Source organism: Bradyrhizobium sp. ma5, assembly GCF_042258955.1.
Classification (GTDB): Bacteria; Pseudomonadota; Alphaproteobacteria; order Rhizobiales; family Xanthobacteraceae; genus Bradyrhizobium.
In genome coordinates, this window is sequence record NZ_CP170156.1 from 4,423,141 (window position 1) to 4,440,657 (window position 17,517).

The following is a 17,517-nucleotide window of genomic DNA, read 5'->3' on the forward strand; positions in this document are numbered from 1 at the left end:
CTGTTGTGCTTTGCGCGCGTTCTAGCCGAACCGTCAGGGAAATGCGCGGGGTGAATTGTACCGAGTTCAAAAAAGAGGCTCCGCCGCGATGCGGCAGAGCCTCGTCGATCTCAGTCAAAGCGCAGTCAGTGACCGAACAGCAACCACAACACGATGATCACCGGGATCGGTACACCCAACAGCCAAAGCAAAAGTCCTTTTCCCATCTCCTCGCCTCCTCGCATTCGTGTGAGGAGGCAACGTCAACCAGAGCGCCATGTTCCTCGCGAACGCTCCGCGTTTCACCGATGGAGAAACGCGGATTAGGAACATGCGCGCGGCAGCGGCGTTTACCAGTGCCCGGTGTTCGGCATCGAGGCCCATGGTTCGGCCGGCGCCTTCGGATCGCCCTTCTGCAGGATCTCGATCGAGTGCAGGTCGGGCGAGCGCACGAACGCCATGTTGCCGTCGCGCGGCGGACGATTGATGGTGACACCCATCTTCATCAGCTTCTCGCAGGTCGCGTAGATGTCGTCGACCTCGTAGGCGAGATGGCCGAAATGACGGTCCTCGCCGTATTTCTCCTCGTCCCAATTGTAGGTCAGTTCGACCAGCGGCGCGCCGCGGCTCTGCGGCAGCGACTTGAGCAGATGGAGATCTTCCTCCGCGCAGAGAAACACCAGCGTGAAGCGGCCCTTGTCATTGTCGATGCGGCGCACTTCCTTCAGCCCCAGCGCGTCCTGATAGAATTTCATCGCGACATCGAGATTGCGGACGCGCAGCATGGTGTGCAGATAGCGCATTTTCTTGTCCTCCTGGGAATTGCGAGATTTTGTTTTGGCTCGGGCGAGACGTGCCAAGAAATAGCAGCAAAACGCGGCGCGGGGCAGGGGCGTGCACCACTTTTGCCGACCGTTCGGGGCGGTTGCGCTCTCAAGCTTTCGCGAGCCGACGCAACCGAGCGAGCGGTGACACGCTGATGCCGCGCGCAATACGAGAAAGCCCCGCCCAGGAAAATTCCGGGACAGGGCTTTCGTGGTCGAGCCTTGGAGGCACGGGCCTCTATCCCATCGATTGCCCATCACTGCCAATCAAGGACGCGCGAGGTTGGACATCCTCTAAAAAGCAAAGCCCCGCGCGTGGTCTCGCGAGGTCTGATGCCCGGCCGGCCTTGGGGAGATCGTGCCGGCAACCAGCCAACTCGCTGTGCTCGCGGCGGCAGGTTCCTGCATCCCGAAAATGGAAAGCCCCGCAGGCTGGATGCGGGGCTTTCCCAGCTGACGGACTGGGGATCTCTCAGGGCGTGAGCCGTCAACTGTTGGGGACCAAACTTAAGGTTGAATTTATAAAATGCAACAGCGCCGCGTAGACGGAATATCCTCGTCCCACAGCGCTGCGCCAAACACTGGGCCCTGAAATCCCCAGCGCATTTATGTCTTGGCGCTGCGTAAAAGGTTCAAAGGAAAAGTCCGGCGAGGGGATTTGCGGCGTCGCCCAACCTGCCGGGGCGTGGGGCCCGGATCACGCGCGGAATGCGTCCGCGCGCGCCGCCAAATGTGCAATGCAAGCGCCTTTGGCCGGTTGCGATCTCACACCTTGATGTCGAGAAGGGTCTCGACGGCGTCGCGATCGGCCTTGTTCTTGGCGGCGAAGACGTCGAGCACATCCTCGCTGATGACGCGCGGCTGCTCCTTCGCCGTCTGATCGACGACGAGCTGCACTCTGGCTTGTGTCACTTCGACAGGTACGGGGTAAACGAGCATGGCTCTCTCCCTCCGGCTGTCGAACCCTGTCAGGGCTTTCTTAACGATTTGTAAGCGCCTGGACCGGCGCTTTCGGCTCGAATCGGCGGCCGGGCGGGATCGGCCCGCTCGCCTGCCGCCCGGCTTGGCGGCATACTGCGGGCCGGCGGGGCCGGACGGCGCGATCGATGAGGAACGGGCTTTATTCGATCCATATCCTTATGTTGGACGGCGTGCGGGGCCGCGACAGCGGCGTCCTGATCCTTCGCGATGGCCTGCTGATCGGGGGCGGGCCGCATTTCTGGTCGATCGGGGCCTACACGGCGGGCGAGGGCACCTGGAAGGGGCACCTCCGGACCAATCAGCATTCTCCGTTTTCCGATCCGTTCGCCCGGCCGCTGTTCGCAGGGCAAGAGGTGACGAGCGGCTTCTCCGGTACCTTCAGCGGTGACCAGGCCGAAGTGTTCGGGACCGTGTTGGTTGGAACCCGCAGCCTGAGCTTCCAGGCAACCCTGAAGCGCCTCGCGGATGCCTGATTGCGGCGAGCCTGTGGACGAGTGCGCAGCAAGCTTCGCATTCTGTTTGGCAAAATGATCTGCCGCGGCTGTGGATTTGCTGCGGACAAGTGCGGGATATCGTTGTGGATGGATGTCGCGACAAGTGAGGCATCCCAACGCTGCCCTACCGGGCCACCGCTAACCCTACCTAGTTAGGTTAAGAGCAGCATTGCGTTGTCACCACCTGCGATTGCGGTAGGAATGGTTGCAGGTGACAGCCATGACGCCAACGTTCCATAGCGCTGACCGACCGACCCACCGGCGCGTGATGGTGGTGGGCCTGCTGCTCTGTTCCGCCTTTGTCGCGATCAGTTTCTGGCTTCGGCCGCAGCCGGAGAGCGGCAAGGTGCTCGTTAAGGCGGACCGGCTGGTCCGCACGGCGGGAGAGGCGCGGAAATCAAACTAGAGGAAATCAAACTAGAGCGGACATCAAACCGCAATCGGCAAGCTGAGCCGCGCCCCGGCGCTCAGTCCGGCAGCTTCCCGTTCGGATGCTTGTGATACATCGCGATGCCGATAAAGCCGGCAAAGCCCATCACGTTCAGCAGCAGTTCCATCCACGCCGGCATCAATGCCAACCTCGCTCAACGCAAACTAATCATTGAGGTTGTGTTTTTGTTCCACCGCTAACCGATGGTAGCTTTGCGCTATCGCATGGCTGCGGAACCGGAACAGGCGTTTTGCAGCAACCATCCTTTTGCGCCCGCGTTGGTGCACATCACCACGTGAGGAGGTTGGCCATGAAAAAGACATTGGCAGTTTTGGCGACGGTCGCGACGGTAGGCGCAACGATGGTCAGCGCGCCGGCGCAGGCGCGCGGCATCGGCCCGGGCCTGGCGTTCGGTCTGGCCGCCGGTGCGCTCGCCGCGGGTGCGGCCGGCGCCTATGCGTACGGCCCACACTACTACGGGCCCGGCTACGGTTATTATGGCCCGCGCTACGGCTACTACGACGACGGATCCGCCTACTATCGCGGTCCGTATTATCGGCACCACCACTACCGCCATTACTGGTAACGGCGACGAGCCCGGAGCACACCGCTCCGGGCCTTTCAATCACGCGTCATGGTGTGATCGCGCGCAAGCTCAAGCGCTCTTGCGCTGCAATCCGCTCCAGACATTGCCGAGCGTGTTGTCGTAATATTCCTGGCGATCGCGCTCGAACTTCTGCTGCGTCGCTCTGAAATTGGCAATGCGTGCGACGATCTCTTCGCGCTCGCGCGCGGCACTGTCCTTCTGATCGGCCATTGCCCATCCTCTTCGTCATGGTCCTATCCCCGCCGCGCATTGGCATCGGTGAATTGGGCGTCAATGCGGAGCAGGCTTTGCAGGATTGTGATGAAGCCAAGGCAGCGGAAGAAGGGCAGCGGAAGACTGACGAAGCTGATGCGCCGGCGAAGCAGGTCACGCAATCCGACCGCGGAGGCCTGACCGCAGCCGATCGCTCGCGTGATGGTCGAGCTCGCAATCGCTCCGACCATGCTATAGTCGCGGCCGCCCAACCGGATCATTCCCAGTGATTGCAAAAGATCTGCGCAGCGGCGTCGAGCGGCTCGGCAACATGATTGCCGAGGCATCATCGATCGTGCCCTTCACCGGGGCGGGTATCTCCACCGAGTGCGGCATTCCCGACTTCCGCTCGCCCGGCGGGCTATGGACGCGCAACCGGCCGATTCCGTTCGACGAGTTCGTGGCCAGTCAGGAGGCGCGTGACGAGTCATGGCGCCGGCGCTTCGCGATGGAACCGACATTCGCGGCCGCCAAGCCGGGGCGCGGCCATCGCGCGCTCGCGTCGCTCTACCGGGCCGGCAAGGTTCCCGGCATCATCACCCAAAACATCGACAATCTGCATCAGGCGTCGGGCTTTAAGGCCGATGACGTCATCGAGCTGCACGGCAACACCACCTATGCCCGCTGCATCGGGTGCGGCAAGGACTACGACCTTGCGTGGGTGAAGCTGCACTTCGACAAGACCGGTGCTGCGCCCGATTGCGCGGCGTGCGGCGATCCGGTGAAGACCGCGACGATCTCGTTCGGGCAGTCGATGCCCGAGGATGCGATGCGTCGCGCCGCGGAACTCGCAAGGCACTGCAACCTGTTCCTGGCGATCGGCTCGTCGCTGGTGGTGTGGCCCGCCGCAGGCTTTCCGATGATGGCGAAGGAGAGCGGCGCGCGGCTCGTGATCATCAACAACGAGCCGACCGATCAGGACGACATCGCCGACCTGGTGATCCGGCACGACATCGGCGACACGCTTGGTCCTTTCGTAGGCAATTGACGCCTGATTGATTCGTGGCTGCGCAAGCCTGTTCATAGTTCCAGCAAGAATCGTTTTTTAGCTATGCCCGGCAAGCGGGAGTGTTATCTTTTGGTTGAGAGATTCGCGCAGCGTCCAAATGAGTTGGTCATGGAGAGCAGCGTGTACAGGGTGCGCCGCAACGTCGGCGATCTGCATTTGATGTGTGGGGTCCGGGGTCATGGGGTCGGACGGATTTGAGTCCAAGAAGCTCGGCGGACCGCCGATAGGCGGAGTTGGGCAAAGCAGGATTGTACAAGGCGAGTACGGCAGCGCGCCGCGCGATCCGGCGATCGATGCCTTCTCCGGTCTCGGCGACACGGCGGCGAACCTCGTCGAAGTCTCCGGCGTCATCAAATGGTTCGACGCCTCGAAGGGATACGGCTTCATCGTCCCCGACAATGGCTGGCCCGACATCCTGCTGCACGTGACGGTGCTGCGGCGCGACGGCCACCAGACCGCCTATGAGGGCGCGCGGCTCGTCGTCGAGTGCGTGCAGCGCGCGAAGGGCTACCAGGCCTTCCGCATCGTCTCGATGGACGAGTCGACCGCGATCCATCCGGCACAGATGCTGCCGCCGCGGACCCATGTCACGGTGACCGCGACCAGCGGGCTCGAACGTGCACAGGTCAAATGGTTCAACCGGCTGCGCGGCTTCGGCTTCGTGACTTGCGGGGAGGGCACGCCCGACATCTTCGTGCACATGGAGACGCTGCGCCGCTTCGGCATGACCGAGCTGCGTCCCGGCCAGTATGTTCTCGTGCGGTTCGGGCCCGGCTCCAAGGGCATGATGGCCGCCGAGATCCACCCGGAGACCGGCCCCTCGGCGCTCTCGTCGCACTGAGCCCCTAGCTGGACTCCCTGACGGAAACGTGAGCCGCCGGCGAGCCGTCAGGGCTCTGGCATTTGCCGCAATCATCGGGTTAGGGTCCGCCGGAAAATCTTCCCCGGTGTGAGTATTTGTCGATGAATTTCGATCGCATGGTTGGGCGGCTTCGCCCGTGGCTGGTGGCCTCCCTCGTCGTGATGTTCGGCGCGCTGCTGGCCCCGGCCGCGCAGGCGGCCAGCATCCAGCCGCTCGAGATCGTCACCAAATCAGGCGTGCACGTCTTCTCCGTCGAAATGGCGACCACCGAGCAGGAGAAGGAGACCGGCCTGATGTACCGGAAGGAGCTCGCCGACGGCAAAGGCATGCTGTTCGACTTCACACCGGAGCAGGAAGTGTCGATGTGGATGAAGAACACCTACATCTCGCTCGACATGATCTTCATCCGCGCCGACGGGCGCATCCTGCGGATCGCCGAGAACACCGAGCCGATGTCGACCAAGATCATTCCGTCGCGGGGGCTCGCCAAGGGCGTCCTCGAGGTGATTGCCGGCACCGCGCAGAAATACGGCATCCAGCCCGGCGACCGGGTCGGCCACCCGCTGTTCGGCGGCCACTAGCTCGCCGTTCCCTTGCGGTTTCCGGACGGAAACCGCGGCTGATTTCCCAGTCGGAAGTCCCGCACCGCCGCCTTGCTGGCGCTGGCTGAAGCGTGTATCCACGGGGCTTCTCGGAAATATCGGGGTATAGCGCAGCCTGGTAGCGCGGCAGTTTTGGGTACTGCAGGTCGTTGGTTCGAATCCAGCTGCCCCGACCATCTCCCAGCGATCGTGAACGGCGGATCGCTTTCGTACCCAAGACCATTCTTGAATTTGCGGATCCTGATGGTCAGGTAGCCGGTGGAGGCGAGGGCGGCAACGCACGCCTGCGGCGAGATGCTCTCGCTGATCAGGCTTGCCAACGTGTGGGATCCGAACCAACAGGTGGTTGGCGACAAGCACATCGCGACGCTTTGCCAATCCACAAATCGTAGTCAGTCGGCACCCTGAAATGGCAAGCGCCGGACCGAAGCCCCCGCGCTCCACTCCCCGCATCTCCAGCCGCCCGGGCGCTGACCCAGATCAACGAGCCGGCGGGTTGTAGCGATCCAGGATCACGGTTCTAGGGCCACTCGCCGACGGTCGCGCGATGGCGTCGTCGAATTTGTGATAGCGGTCGAACTGCTGCTGCTCATCGCGCAGATGTGGCGCTTCGGAGGACGAGTAAGCTCTATTTGCACCGTTCCAGTGATCAAATCCCGACACGACGCAACCCCGTCTTGGTTCAGATGCAGGTTGGTTAGCATCGTTGTAAGGGTATCTCTGTATCGTCGTGGCAACACCATCAGCAATCCGCCCGAATTGAGCACACGGATTGTTTCTGCGGCTCGCTGTGCGTGAACAGCGTTCTGGCACGGGTAACCACGTTTCGGTCGGGATTGTCTCGCCTGACGCAACAACGCCGTCGGGACGGAATATGGATCGTCCAGACGGCGTCGCCGAATACTGGGCCCTGAAATCCCCAGTGCCCATGGGTCGTCCGCACGGGAAATAGGTTCAACGCCGCGGCGCCTTGCCGCTGTCGCAACCGGGGCAGACCCATCGCCTGATCTCGTGCGGATGTGGCTTGCCGATGGTGCGCGCGGACTGGCAGGTTGCTCCTGCCTGACAAGACCAATCCGCGAGGAGGCACCATGGCGCGCAGACTGATCGATATCTCGGTTCCCTTGCAGAACGACGTTCCGGCCGATCCGCCGGGCAACCATCCGACCATCCAGTATATCGACCATCAGCAAGGGTTGCCGCGCATGCTGCAGTTCTTTGATGGATTGAAGGCTGCGGATCTGCCTGACGGGCAGGGCTGGGCCGTCGAGCAGGTCTCGCTCTCCACGCACAACGGCACGCATCTCGATGCGCCCTGGCATTTCCATCCGACCATGAACCGCGGCGAACGCTCCTGGACCATCGATGAGGTGCCGCTGGAATGGTGCTTTCAGCCGGGCGTCAAGCTCGACTTCCGGCATCTGCCTGACGGCTACGTCGCGACCGCAGGCGATGTCGAAGCCGAGTTGAAGCGGATCGGCCACACGCTGTCGCCGCTCGAGATCGTCGTCGTCAACACCAGTGCCGGCGCGAAATACGGCCACGCCGACTACGTCAATTCCGGGTGCGGCATGGGCTATGAGGCGACGATGTATTTGCTCGAGCGCGGCGTGCGGCTGACCGGCATCGACGGCTGGAGCTGGGATGCGCCGTTCGTCTTCACCGCGAAGAGATATGCCGAGACCAGGGACGCTAGCCTGATCTGGGAAGGCCACAAGGCCGGGCGGCATATCGGCTACTGCCACATCGAGAAGCTGCACAATCTCGAGCAACTGCCGGCGACCGGGTTCATGGTGTCGTGCTTCCCGGTGAAGATCGAGCGCGCGTCGGCGGGGTGGACGAGGGCGGTTGCGATCCTAGACGGCTAGGCGCCTACCGAGGTTTTCGGCAAGCCTCTGGAACCGGTGGACAGGCTGTGCATTGCGGCAGGTTGTTGCGGTATGGCTACAGCCAGAGGCAGCCGAATCTGCTCTCATGCACGCCGTAGATGCATTGGGTGATCGGGCCGGCGGCTCGTCCTCGCGTCCCGATTTCTGAAGCGTTCTCTCCCGTGACTGGAGCCCCGGCGTCTCCCGGGGCTCTTTCTTGCGTGCCGGAGATGAGCCGGGCCCCAGCGGGTGAACCAAGTCCAAGCAGGACAACCAATCCGCAAAAAGAAAATCAGGTGCGCCGGGACCGACGCACCTGATTGATGTCTTCAATATCGCTTGTATCGGCCGTCGGTTGTTACCAGCGGCAAACGCGAACACCACGCGGGGTCCACCAGCAACGGGGACCTGCATAACCGCCGTAGTAGCCATAGCCGCGGCCATAACCATATCCACGACCATAACCCCATCCGCCTCCGCGACCCCAGCCGCCGCGATATCCGTAGCCACGTCCGCGCCATTGCGCCTGCGCAGACGACGTGGTGGCGCCGATCAGGATGGCAGAGGTGCTTGCGACATAGACGAACAACAAAGCGACTGCTGCGAGGCAACGAGTCAGGATATTGTAGCGTTTAGTCATTCCGAAGATCTCCAGTCACTTCCAAACATCTGAACTGATGCTGGCTGTCTCACTTGGATGCGCGACACCGGTATCCGGTTCGAGCATGCTAAGACAATATTTTCACTAAGGTTCTTGCGAGCTTTAGCGACTCTATTGAGACCAACAGGTAAGGTCAAGTTACGTTCCCGCCTGCAAAGGATGATGTGGTTGCTACACTCATCTTGTCGTTCATCCGCCGTTCATTCTGTTCATCTTGCATTGTGCCGATGTGATTTGTGCGTCGCAGAAGCAGAGACTTGCGAGCCGCGGAAAATGCTGTCGAGAACTTGAAGTCGACACGATCATGTTCTCTGAGCCTTTCAGAATCCTTCCCGAAGAGTGCCCATGCCGAAACAACACACCTATGTCCTTGGTCTCAACGTCTACGACCATGACGTGAGCGCCTGCCTGCTGCGTGACGGCGCGATCGCCTATGCGATCTCCAAGGAGCGCATCACCCGCGAGAAGCACGCCTCCGGCTTCTACAAGGAAGTCATCGACTACTGCCTGTCCGCCGAGGGCATCACGCTCGACGACGTCGATCTCGTGGTGAGCAACAGCTACATCCTGCCGGTGCCCGAGATGGAGGAGCGGATGCTCCACCAGGACATGCCGGGCTTCCTGCCGATCGCCGAACGCAATGAGGCGATCAAGCATCCGTTGTTTCGCGCGAAGTCCGACAAGGTGGTGTCGATCTCGCATCACCTCGCGCATGCCTACAGCGCGTTCGCGGTGTCGCCGTTCAAGGACGGTGTCGTGATGATCGTCGACGGCGTCGGCAACTACCAGGCCGATGCGATGGAAACCTATCCGCAGGATGGGACGTCGCCGCTCGCCCGCGAGTCCGAGAGTTACTACAGGTTCGACGATACAAAGCTCGAATGCCTGAAGAAGGTCTTTATGGAGCCGGCGCGCGGTCTCTTGTCGGACGAGTTCTACAACATGCCGGGTCTCGGCGCGCTCTACAGCCGGGTCTCGACCTATGTGTTCGGCGACTGGAACAAGTGTGGCGAGCTGATGGGGCTTGCGCCCTATGGTCGCCACGAGCAGGTCGGCCATCTGCTCGAGATGAAGGACGGCCGGCTGAACGTGCCGTTCTGGGGCGCCGACAACCAGCAGCCCTTCGTGCTCGACAGCGGCAGCTGGGACAAGAGCCCGACGATGCGGCACTGGGAGGACATCGCCTGGCGGGTGCAGGACGACACCGAGAACGTGCTGCTGGCGCGGGCACGCTGGCTGCGCGAGACCACCGGCGCGAAGAACCTCTGCATCGCCGGCGGCGTCGCGCTGAACTGCGTGGCCAACGGGCGCATCGCGCGCGAGGCCGGCTTCGAGAACGTCTGGATCCAGCCCGCCGCCGGCGACGACGGCATCGCCATCGGCTGCGCCTATTACGGCTGGCTCGAGATTCTCAAGCAGCGCCGCTCGTTCGTGATGGACCATGCCTATGTCGGCCGGCGCTACAGCGACGCAGAGGTCGCGGCCGCGCTGCAAAGCTTCCTGGTGCGGATCCAGGTCGACGCCAAGCGCAGCGACAACATCTGCCGCGACACCGCAAAACTGCTCGCCGACCAGCGCGTGATCGGCTGGTTTCAGGGGCCCTCTGAATTCGGTCCGCGCGCGCTCGGCAACCGCAGCCTGATCGCCGATCCGCGCAAGGCCGAGATGAAGGACATCCTCAACAGCCGCGTCAAGCACCGCCAGGCATTCCGGCCTTTCGCGCCGATCGTGCTGGCCGAGCGCATGAAGGAGGTCTTCGAAGGCGAGGAGGACTCACCCTATATGCTGATCGCCAAGCCGGTGCGGCCCGAATGGCGTGACAAGATCCCGGCGATCGTGCATGTCGACGGTTCGGCACGGGTGCAGAGCGTGCGCGAGGAAACCAACCCGGTGCTCTATCGGCTGCTGAAGGAGTTCGAGGCGCTGACCGGCGTGCCGGTCTTGATCAACACCTCGTTCAACGTCAAGGGCGAGCCGATCATCGAGACGCCGCAGGATGCGGTGAGCTGCTTCCTCACCACCGGCATCGACAACCTCGTGCTGCACGACACGCTGGTGTCGAAGACCAAAATGCACAAGGTCGTCACACCTGTCATGACGACGTTCGGCGACGTCGCCACCATCGTCTCCTCGACCACGCAGGACGGCAGTCGCGGCGGCTGATCGAGGACTATCGGGCAGGGGGCGGTTCCATGCCGCGCCCCAGCCCGAACTGGCCGACCGGCCCCTCGACATGAATGTCGAGCCCGGTCATCTTCGCGAACAGATCGATATTGGCGGTGCCGATCGCACAGCCGCCGAGGCCCAAATCCGTCGCCACCAGGTACAGCGTCTGGGTCAGGACGCCGACATCCTTCAGGATGAGCGCATAAGCGATGGCGCTGTACTTCCAGGAGATCCGGCCAAATCGCGCGGCGATCGTGATCAGGATCTGCGGCGGAGACGGCGCGTCCATGGCAAATTCCGCGCTTCGCAGCATGGCCTCGAAGTGTTGTGGGCGAACGTCGATGGCTGCCAACGCATGCGCATCGGCGTCGTAGTGATAGAAACCTGGCGTCAGGCCGTCGCAATTCGCGACGGCCAGATAGAGCTCAAGCTCGTAGGCGCTGCCCGCTGCCGGATACGGCCTGCTGGTGTATTCGATATCGGGACCATCGTCGGCAAACTCCAGCCGCCCGCTCCATTTCGCCCGGACCCGCGCGACTCTGTTCAGGAACGTCGAAAGTTCAGCCAACGCAATAGGCTTGTGATGGTCGAAATCGCGCGTCGAATGCCGGTCATGCAGCAGTTGTTCCAGCGGCGAGGCGATACGGTCGGATTCCGGTAGCTTGACGGTCTTGCCGGGCCACGCAGGTCGGATCGCGGGGAGTGGCGCAATCAGGCCGGTGTGCGGATAGAGGCCGCCCAGCGGACTGGCCTGTCGTCCTTCCGTGCTGCGGGCATGGAACAGCAAGTCGTGAAAATCCCAGAGCACGAGGCCGTCATCGCCCTCCGTCTTTCGCAGCGTATCGCGGTTTGCCGCGTCGACCTCGATCAGGATTTGGCAGTCCAGCAGCAGCGCAAGCAATGCAGGGCCCGGATAGCCATCCAGACGTCGGATGCGGCTGATCTTCTGAGGACTGGCAAGGATGGTCAGCAGAGCCGCAATCCGCGCATCATGGATCCTCAACAGTGCGCCGGCCCGCGGCGATTCCAGAATCATCTCGGTGCCGCGCCGCCGAAGATAGGCGAAGCGTGACAGCACGACTGTTGCCGCATCGTCGAGCTTTGGCGTTCGCGGCCAATAATCAGGGGTCTGCGGCTCGATCGTGACGAGATCATTGGCGTCGCCCGGACGCGCCAGGCGATACTCCAGCAGGCCGCGGCGTGCCAATTGCCTCATCAGGCGCTCGACCTCTCGCTCGACCGCGTCGCCTTCAGAGCGCGGAAGCGGCAGGCCCACCCGCAGTTCGAGGGCGCGTTCCGCTGCGGCTGCGCTGAACGTTCCCAGTGGCTCCGAATAGCCTTCGACAAGAGCCGCTATGCTCCCGTCAGGTTGCGCTTCGAGCGCGACGAGCGGGTTGAGCCGAACGAAGACAGCCGGCGGCGTGGCGCGTGGCGATTTCTTTTTCTCGCTCATTTTCCTGGGCGCGCGCACGCCGGTATCACCTCAAGTGTGCGGGAGAAATGGCGTCAACTCGCTTTCCAGCGATGGCCGATCGCGCAATCCGAGCTTGACGGGCACATCATAGAGCCGCCCGGGCGCGAAGCGACGATAGAAATGGCGCATCCCGGGAACGATGACCCGGACCACCGGAACTTCGACGTCCGGTCGCGTCTGGTCGAGAACGAGGAAGTCGAGACCGGCGCGGGCCGCGATATCAACGCAGGCGTCGACCTGTGCACGGGCGTTGTCGAGCGGCACGTCGGCCGCGGCGGCCGGCGGGGTCACGGGACTGGCACTTGGAATCAGGAACGGATATTCGTCGAGCCGCAGCGGATTGACGCCATCGAGGCTCGGCTTCTCGCCGCTGCCACCGCCCATCAGGCCGATGGAGAGGAACTGATTCAACTCGGTCAACGACCGCAGTAGCGCGATGCGCGGATCGAAGTGAGCGCCCGAGCCGAACTCGATATTTTCCTGACCGTTCTGCATCCAGTGCACGATCGCGACATAGGTCGGGACGCCGAGATCGCTGGTGATATCCAGCACCCAGAGCCGCCGGCCCGTTTCCTCGAGTTGGGTCTTCAGATCGCGGACGTAGGAATCGTCGAACTGGTTCAGATCGACCGCGGCGCGTTGCGACCGGTTGTACCACCAGATCGCATAGGCGTCGCGCTCCATCAATTCGAGGAAGCCCTGCACGATGGCTTCCTCGCGGGTATTGCCGGCAGCGCAGCCGTTGGAATCAGCGGCGAAGGCGGCCGGACCTTCGTAGAAGAAATACAGCAGGCTGGTCGGAATCTGCCTGAACCGCTTGTCGCGCAACGACCAGACGGGTGACCATTCGATTTTCGCGGACGGATCAAACGGCTCGGGGGCCGGCTGGGTATGGTGTGAATCGTCGGGATCCGGCACGGCGCTGCCGCGGTACTGCGCGTCGCTGAAGAGCAGGATGTCGTTGGGACGGATTGCGTCGCCGGGGGAGAAGTCGGCGAAGCGCTTTCGGGCCCGGATCTCATCACCCTGGAAAATCCCCGAATATCGTTCGATCGCTTCCATCAGCGCGCTGGCCTCGCCTTGCTCGGCCGTGCTGCCCTTGCCGAAACTGCCGCCGCTCAGCCCGGCGCGAAGCTGATCCACGTTCTGCGCTGGCGCGGAGAAGTTATGTTGGGCGTAGAAATTGGTGTTCATCGGCAGATCGACTTCGATCCGCTCCAGCCGCGTCACCACGCCGGTGAGGGGGCTGACATGCTTCTTGAACCGCGCCACCGTGGTGCGGGACGAGACGGCGCGATACCCGCCACTGGTCATGACCAGCTTGGCGCCGGGTCCCAACTCGATCGGCTGTGGTGACCGCCGCGGGTTTTGCAGTTTCTTGTTGCCGCAGGTTGGGCATTGCGGGCGGGCTGCCACGTAGTGCCTTCCAATGGTCGAGCCCAGCAAGTCGAGACTGACGATGTGATTGCGCAGATCGGTGCGGAAGCCGCTCGCGATCGCCTTGGCGACTTCTACCGCGGCAAAGTGGATGGCGCTCTGTCCAACCGTGTGCTGGGCGAGCGGAGACACCGCGACCGCCCGCGCTCCGCCGCGATCCAGGAAGCCCTTGACCTCGCGGTTGCGGATCATCCGGTCGTACAGGCAGGTCCAGCACGCGGTCTCGCCCGGGCTGAACATGGGGCCGACCAGGGGAAACACGCCAGAAGGCTGCACCAGCAACCAGGCCGATCCGTCGGACACGTGCTGCAGGTTGCGTTCGGCGAGCCGCCGATCGAGATAGTCGTTCACCAACGTAACCGTGAGGTCGGGCGATGTCTTGACGACGCGGACGCCCAGCTCCTGGAGTGCCTTGCTCAATTCGGCCGCGCCCTTGACGTCGATCGTCTCAAGTCGAACGCGGCAGTTGTGAAGGTTTTGTTCGGCGATGGCGTCGGGAAGGCCCAGGCTTGCCCAAAGCCCCGCCGCGGCGGTCCCGGGATCTGACGGCTTCGCGATTACATAGCGGCGGTCGAGCAGTCGCTTGATGGCTTCATTGATCTTGTCGGACGGAAACCTTCGCCCGAGCGTGTCCGTGAGCTTGGCGACACTGCATCCATTTGCGCCGATCGCCGACGCCAGCGTGCAATAGAGCTCGCCATGGAGAAAGAACTTTCGATCTTCGGAATAGAGGCAGACAACATCCGGAGGCAGCACGTAGGCCGTGAAATTCGGTGCGAACTGCAGAACGTCCTTGTTGGCGCGCTGGGTGGATTTTCCTGGCAAAGAATCGTTCCTGTGCAGCTTGCGGGTCGATTATTGAAGCGGGCGAGGCCCCGGCCTCGACACCTCCGCGCCGTTGCCCGGAGCGAGCCGCTCAACGATACGGAGACAATATGATTTGGCCGGGTCCGACGTGTGTCGGACCCGGCCATGACGAGCGATGTGTGTCAACGCGATTTCGACTAGCAGATGCGGCAGGCGCCCCACGACAGACAGCAGCCGCCACCGCAACCAGCGCAGCCACCGCAGCGACAGGCACGGCAACCACCGCAGCGACAGCCACGGCAGCCTCGGCAGCCGCCGCATCCGCGCCACGCAACCTGGACGCCGGCTCCGACGTCTTCCTTGTCGAACAGGTGGAACGTCGCCAGGCTAACGTCGGCGATTTCTTCTTCGCCGAGTGTGATGGCTTGCGTCGGTCCGTACTTCTGAATCTGCGGCACGTCTGCGGCCGGAACGGCGGATGCGGACGCACCCCCGACCAGCGAGAAAGTCAATCCGGCTGCCCCCAAAGCGGGCACAGCGGCCTTGGTCATACGCTTGCTGGTCACACGCTTGCTCTTGGGGGCTTGCTTCACTCGCGGCATGCTCGCATCCTCCATTCTTGACGTGTTGTCGAATTCAACTCTCGCGCAGTTGTACAAATTGTCGCAGCCGCATGCAAGACGCGCTGCGTGCACACTCTCGCGAGGAGACGCTGGCGTGCATCAAGTACTGTCGTTCATCTTCGTTCCCCGGTTCATCTTGATGAACGCGATTTTTGGCCGGCCCTGTCGCTCAGGCGTGATCGTTGACGATGTGGGAATTTGCATGCTGCACTGCGGTTGTCTGGACGCCGAAGCGAGGGATCGGCATGGCCGATGATGCTGCGAGCTTCGCTTGGTATGAGCTGCTGACCACGGACGTGGGAAGAGCGAGTGCCTTTTACGGCAGCGTCCTCGGCTGGGTGACGAAGGATACCTCGACACCCGAGTTTTCTTACAGATTGTTCATGTCGGGCGAGCTTGCTCGAAGCGGCCTGATGGAGTTGCCCGAAGAGGGCATACGCCAGGGCGCAACCCCGCGATGGATAGGTTATGTCGGTGTTGACGACATCGATCTTGCCGTCCGCCGAATGCTAGAACGTGGTGGCGCGGTCTACGTGCCGCCGACCGGCACCAATATCGGCCGTATCTCGATCGTCGCCGACCCGCAGCGGGCGACGTTCGGATTGCTGAGCGGATCAAGGATCGCTCGGCCCGCGGTCGAGGGCCTCGATGCCCCTGGGCGGGTCGGCTGGCATGAACTGCTGGCTGCCGACTGGCGGAGGGCCTTTGGTTTCTACAGCGAGGTTTTCGGCTGGCGGCAGGCCGACAGCGACGTCGCCGGCGCCGAGTCCTACCAACTGTTCTCCGCCGGTGGGCAGACCATCGGTGGAATCTTCAACAAGCGTCCGCTCGAACCGATCCCGTTCTGGCTTTACTATTTCAACGTCGACGACGTCGACGCGGCCATCGTGCGAGTCAGGGCCGGTGGCGGACGAGTCTATGAGGGGCCGCTGGAGCTGCCGAACGGAAGCTGGATCGTTCGCTGCCTCGACCCGCAGGGCGCCACGTTTGCCCTGGAGGGGGCGCGCAGCTCCGAGAGCATCGCGAAGGCGCCGGCGGCCGAGTATCGCTGGACCACCACTTGGGATGGGGTCACTTCAAAGGGCAGGTGGCGAGACGGCCAGCCGGGTGGCAAAGGGCGACGGCCGGGCAAATGAGGAGCATCGTCACCCGGCCTTTGCCGGTGCCGCGGGTTTCGGCGCCGGCGGCTTGATCGGCTTGTCCTGCCGCTTCGACCACGAGATGTAATAGGCCACGATCGTCATGATCGCGATGCCGGAGATGCTGACGAAGATCTGCGCGAACAGCGAGCCCGAGCTCATCGAGAGCTCGAAATGCCCTACAAAGGACAGGAACACGCCGACGCAGAACACCGCGAGCGACTGCTGGCCGCAGACGATCAGCGGATCGAACACCTTCCACTCCAGCGCCGACCAGTCCTTCGGAACGAAGCGGATCACCAGCACCGTGATCACCACGAAGTGCAGGAAGCGGTAGGGCGCGAGGTTGGTCTTGTCGTTCGGGTTGAAGGTCGAATACAGCCAGTCCGGGAACATCGCGCCGAAGTCCGGGAAGCGGCCGGCCATCGTCATGATCAGGGCGAAGATCATGTAGGCGACGCAGAACCACAGCGTGTAGCGCGAATTGATGATGTGCATGTTCGCGCGCGCGCCGCCCATCGCGCACCACGAGCCGAACACGAACAGCACCTGCCAGGCGAACGGATTGAAGTACCAGGTCCCGGCCGGGTAGGCGGGCAGGTTCCAGCCCATGTGCCGCGACACCAGCCACAGCGCGATCGAGGCCAGCATGGTCCAGTTCGGCTGCCGCAGCATGAACCACAGCACCGGCGGGAACAGGCCCATCAGCACGATGTAGAGCGGCAGCACGTCGAGATTGACCGGCTTGAACTTCAGGAACAGGCCCTGGCGCAGCGTCTCGGTGGCGTTGTCGACGAGGCCCGCGACGTTGAACTCGTTGATGATCTCGGAATCGCCGAAGCGCAGCGCCAGATAACTGATCGAGGCGATGTAGATCACGAACAGGATGATGTGGGCGACATAGAGCTGCCAGACCCGCTTGGTCAGCCTGGTGGCGCCGACGATGAAGCCGCGCTCCAGCATCATGCGGGCATAGACGAAGGATGCGGTGTAGCCGGAGATGAAGACGAACAGGTCCGCGGCATCGCTGAAGCCGTAGTTCCGCGTCGTGATCCAGTTCACGATATTGTCGGGGATGTGATCGAGATAGATCGCCCAGTTCGCGATCCCGCGAAACAGGTCGAGCCGGAGGTCACGTCCTTTTTCGGGCAGGTGAGCGTGGATTTCCATGGGGCGCCGCTTCCTCGAGATGATGCTGTCGAGAAGGCCGCGCCGCGGGCCCAAGGGACTCCAAAGGGAAGCCTCCCGGGGCCAGATTGTCACAGCGCGGTAGAATGACTATACCGGTCCGGCGAAGGCTCC

Annotated in this window: 17 protein-coding genes and 1 tRNA gene; 10 read left to right on the forward strand and 8 right to left on the reverse strand. The window is 62.7% G+C overall.

Features of this window, described 5'->3' with window-relative positions:
- Positions 1 to 329 precede the first annotated feature (329 nt).
- A complete protein-coding gene (locus ACE103_RS20400; protein WP_097672220.1) occupies positions 330 to 782 on the reverse strand; it encodes a VOC family protein in 453 nt (150 codons plus the stop codon).
- A 786-nt stretch (positions 783 to 1,568) separates the two neighbouring features.
- Complete coding sequence (locus ACE103_RS20405; protein WP_223967737.1) at positions 1,569 to 1,742, reverse strand: hypothetical protein; 174 nt, start codon at positions 1,740 to 1,742, stop codon at positions 1,569 to 1,571.
- Between the two features lie 167 nt (positions 1,743 to 1,909).
- Here ACE103_RS20405 and ACE103_RS20410 point away from each other — a divergent pair, with 167 nt between their 5' ends.
- From ACE103_RS20410 to ACE103_RS20420, 3 genes are all read left to right on the forward strand, one after another.
- The gene (locus tag ACE103_RS20410; protein WP_223967736.1) at positions 1,910 to 2,257 is read left to right on the forward strand and encodes a GrlR family regulatory protein; all 348 of its coding nucleotides are present in this window, start codon (positions 1,910 to 1,912) and stop codon (positions 2,255 to 2,257) included.
- A 241-nt stretch (positions 2,258 to 2,498) separates the two neighbouring features.
- Positions 2,499 to 2,684, forward strand: a complete 186-nt coding sequence (locus ACE103_RS20415) for a hypothetical protein (protein WP_375780898.1) — start codon at positions 2,499 to 2,501, stop codon at positions 2,682 to 2,684.
- Between the two features lie 334 nt (positions 2,685 to 3,018).
- Positions 3,019 to 3,294, forward strand: coding sequence for a hypothetical protein (locus ACE103_RS20420; RefSeq protein ID WP_375780899.1), 276 nt, complete (start codon positions 3,019 to 3,021; stop codon positions 3,292 to 3,294).
- 69 nt (positions 3,295 to 3,363) lie between these two features.
- Here ACE103_RS20420 and ACE103_RS20425 read toward each other — a convergent pair whose 3' ends face one another.
- Positions 3,364 to 3,525: a hypothetical protein gene (locus ACE103_RS20425; protein ID WP_223967733.1), complete on the reverse strand. Its 162-nt coding sequence runs from the start codon at positions 3,523 to 3,525 to the stop codon at positions 3,364 to 3,366.
- A gap of 23 nt (positions 3,526 to 3,548) precedes the next feature.
- Positions 3,549 to 3,758, reverse strand: coding sequence for a hypothetical protein (locus tag ACE103_RS20430; RefSeq protein WP_375780900.1), 210 nt, complete (start codon positions 3,756 to 3,758; stop codon positions 3,549 to 3,551).
- Positions 3,759 to 3,793: 35 nt separating this feature from the next.
- Here ACE103_RS20430 and ACE103_RS20435 point away from each other — a divergent pair, with 35 nt between their 5' ends.
- The 5 genes from ACE103_RS20435 (at position 3,794) to ACE103_RS20455 (ending at position 7,908) form a co-directional block, all read left to right on the forward strand.
- Entirely contained in the window at positions 3,794 to 4,555 is a 762-nt protein-coding gene (locus ACE103_RS20435) for an NAD-dependent deacetylase (RefSeq protein WP_375780901.1), read from the forward strand.
- Positions 4,556 to 4,754: 199 nt separating this feature from the next.
- Positions 4,755 to 5,417 carry a cold-shock protein gene (locus ACE103_RS20440; protein WP_375780902.1) on the forward strand — a complete coding sequence of 221 codons (663 nt, stop codon included), beginning with the start codon at positions 4,755 to 4,757 and terminating at the stop codon, positions 5,415 to 5,417.
- A gap of 122 nt (positions 5,418 to 5,539) precedes the next feature.
- On the forward strand, positions 5,540 to 6,019 hold the full coding sequence (locus ACE103_RS20445; RefSeq protein WP_375780903.1) for a DUF192 domain-containing protein: 480 nt from the start codon (positions 5,540 to 5,542) through the stop codon (positions 6,017 to 6,019).
- Positions 6,020 to 6,139: 120 nt separating this feature from the next.
- A tRNA-Pro gene (locus ACE103_RS20450) sits at positions 6,140 to 6,216 on the forward strand.
- 915 nt (positions 6,217 to 7,131) lie between these two features.
- Entirely contained in the window at positions 7,132 to 7,908 is a 777-nt protein-coding gene (locus tag ACE103_RS20455; RefSeq protein WP_375780904.1) for a cyclase family protein, read from the forward strand.
- 358 nt (positions 7,909 to 8,266) lie between these two features.
- Here the strand turns inward: ACE103_RS20455 and ACE103_RS20460 are convergent, their stop codons facing one another.
- The gene (locus tag ACE103_RS20460; RefSeq protein ID WP_375780905.1) at positions 8,267 to 8,548 is read right to left on the reverse strand and encodes a hypothetical protein; all 282 of its coding nucleotides are present in this window, start codon (positions 8,546 to 8,548) and stop codon (positions 8,267 to 8,269) included.
- A 366-nt stretch (positions 8,549 to 8,914) separates the two neighbouring features.
- Between ACE103_RS20460 and ACE103_RS20465 the strand changes: the two genes are divergently transcribed.
- Positions 8,915 to 10,732 carry a carbamoyltransferase gene (locus ACE103_RS20465; protein WP_375780906.1) on the forward strand — a complete coding sequence of 606 codons (1,818 nt, stop codon included), beginning with the start codon at positions 8,915 to 8,917 and terminating at the stop codon, positions 10,730 to 10,732.
- A 7-nt stretch (positions 10,733 to 10,739) separates the two neighbouring features.
- On the opposite strand, the gene ACE103_RS20470 is transcribed toward ACE103_RS20465, so the two are convergent.
- Positions 10,740 to 12,188, reverse strand: coding sequence for a SagB family peptide dehydrogenase (locus tag ACE103_RS20470; RefSeq protein ID WP_375780907.1), 1,449 nt, complete (start codon positions 12,186 to 12,188; stop codon positions 10,740 to 10,742).
- 30 nt (positions 12,189 to 12,218) lie between these two features.
- A complete protein-coding gene (locus tag ACE103_RS20475; RefSeq protein ID WP_375780908.1) occupies positions 12,219 to 14,471 on the reverse strand; it encodes a TOMM precursor leader peptide-binding protein in 2,253 nt (750 codons plus the stop codon).
- 850 nt (positions 14,472 to 15,321) lie between these two features.
- Between ACE103_RS20475 and ACE103_RS20480 the strand changes: the two genes are divergently transcribed.
- Positions 15,322 to 16,212, forward strand: coding sequence for a VOC family protein (locus ACE103_RS20480; protein WP_375780909.1), 891 nt, complete (start codon positions 15,322 to 15,324; stop codon positions 16,210 to 16,212).
- A 9-nt stretch (positions 16,213 to 16,221) separates the two neighbouring features.
- Here the strand turns inward: ACE103_RS20480 and ACE103_RS20485 are convergent, their stop codons facing one another.
- The gene (locus ACE103_RS20485; protein WP_223967723.1) at positions 16,222 to 17,385 is read right to left on the reverse strand and encodes an OpgC domain-containing protein; all 1,164 of its coding nucleotides are present in this window, start codon (positions 17,383 to 17,385) and stop codon (positions 16,222 to 16,224) included.
- Between the last annotated feature and the right edge of the window lie 132 nt (positions 17,386 to 17,517).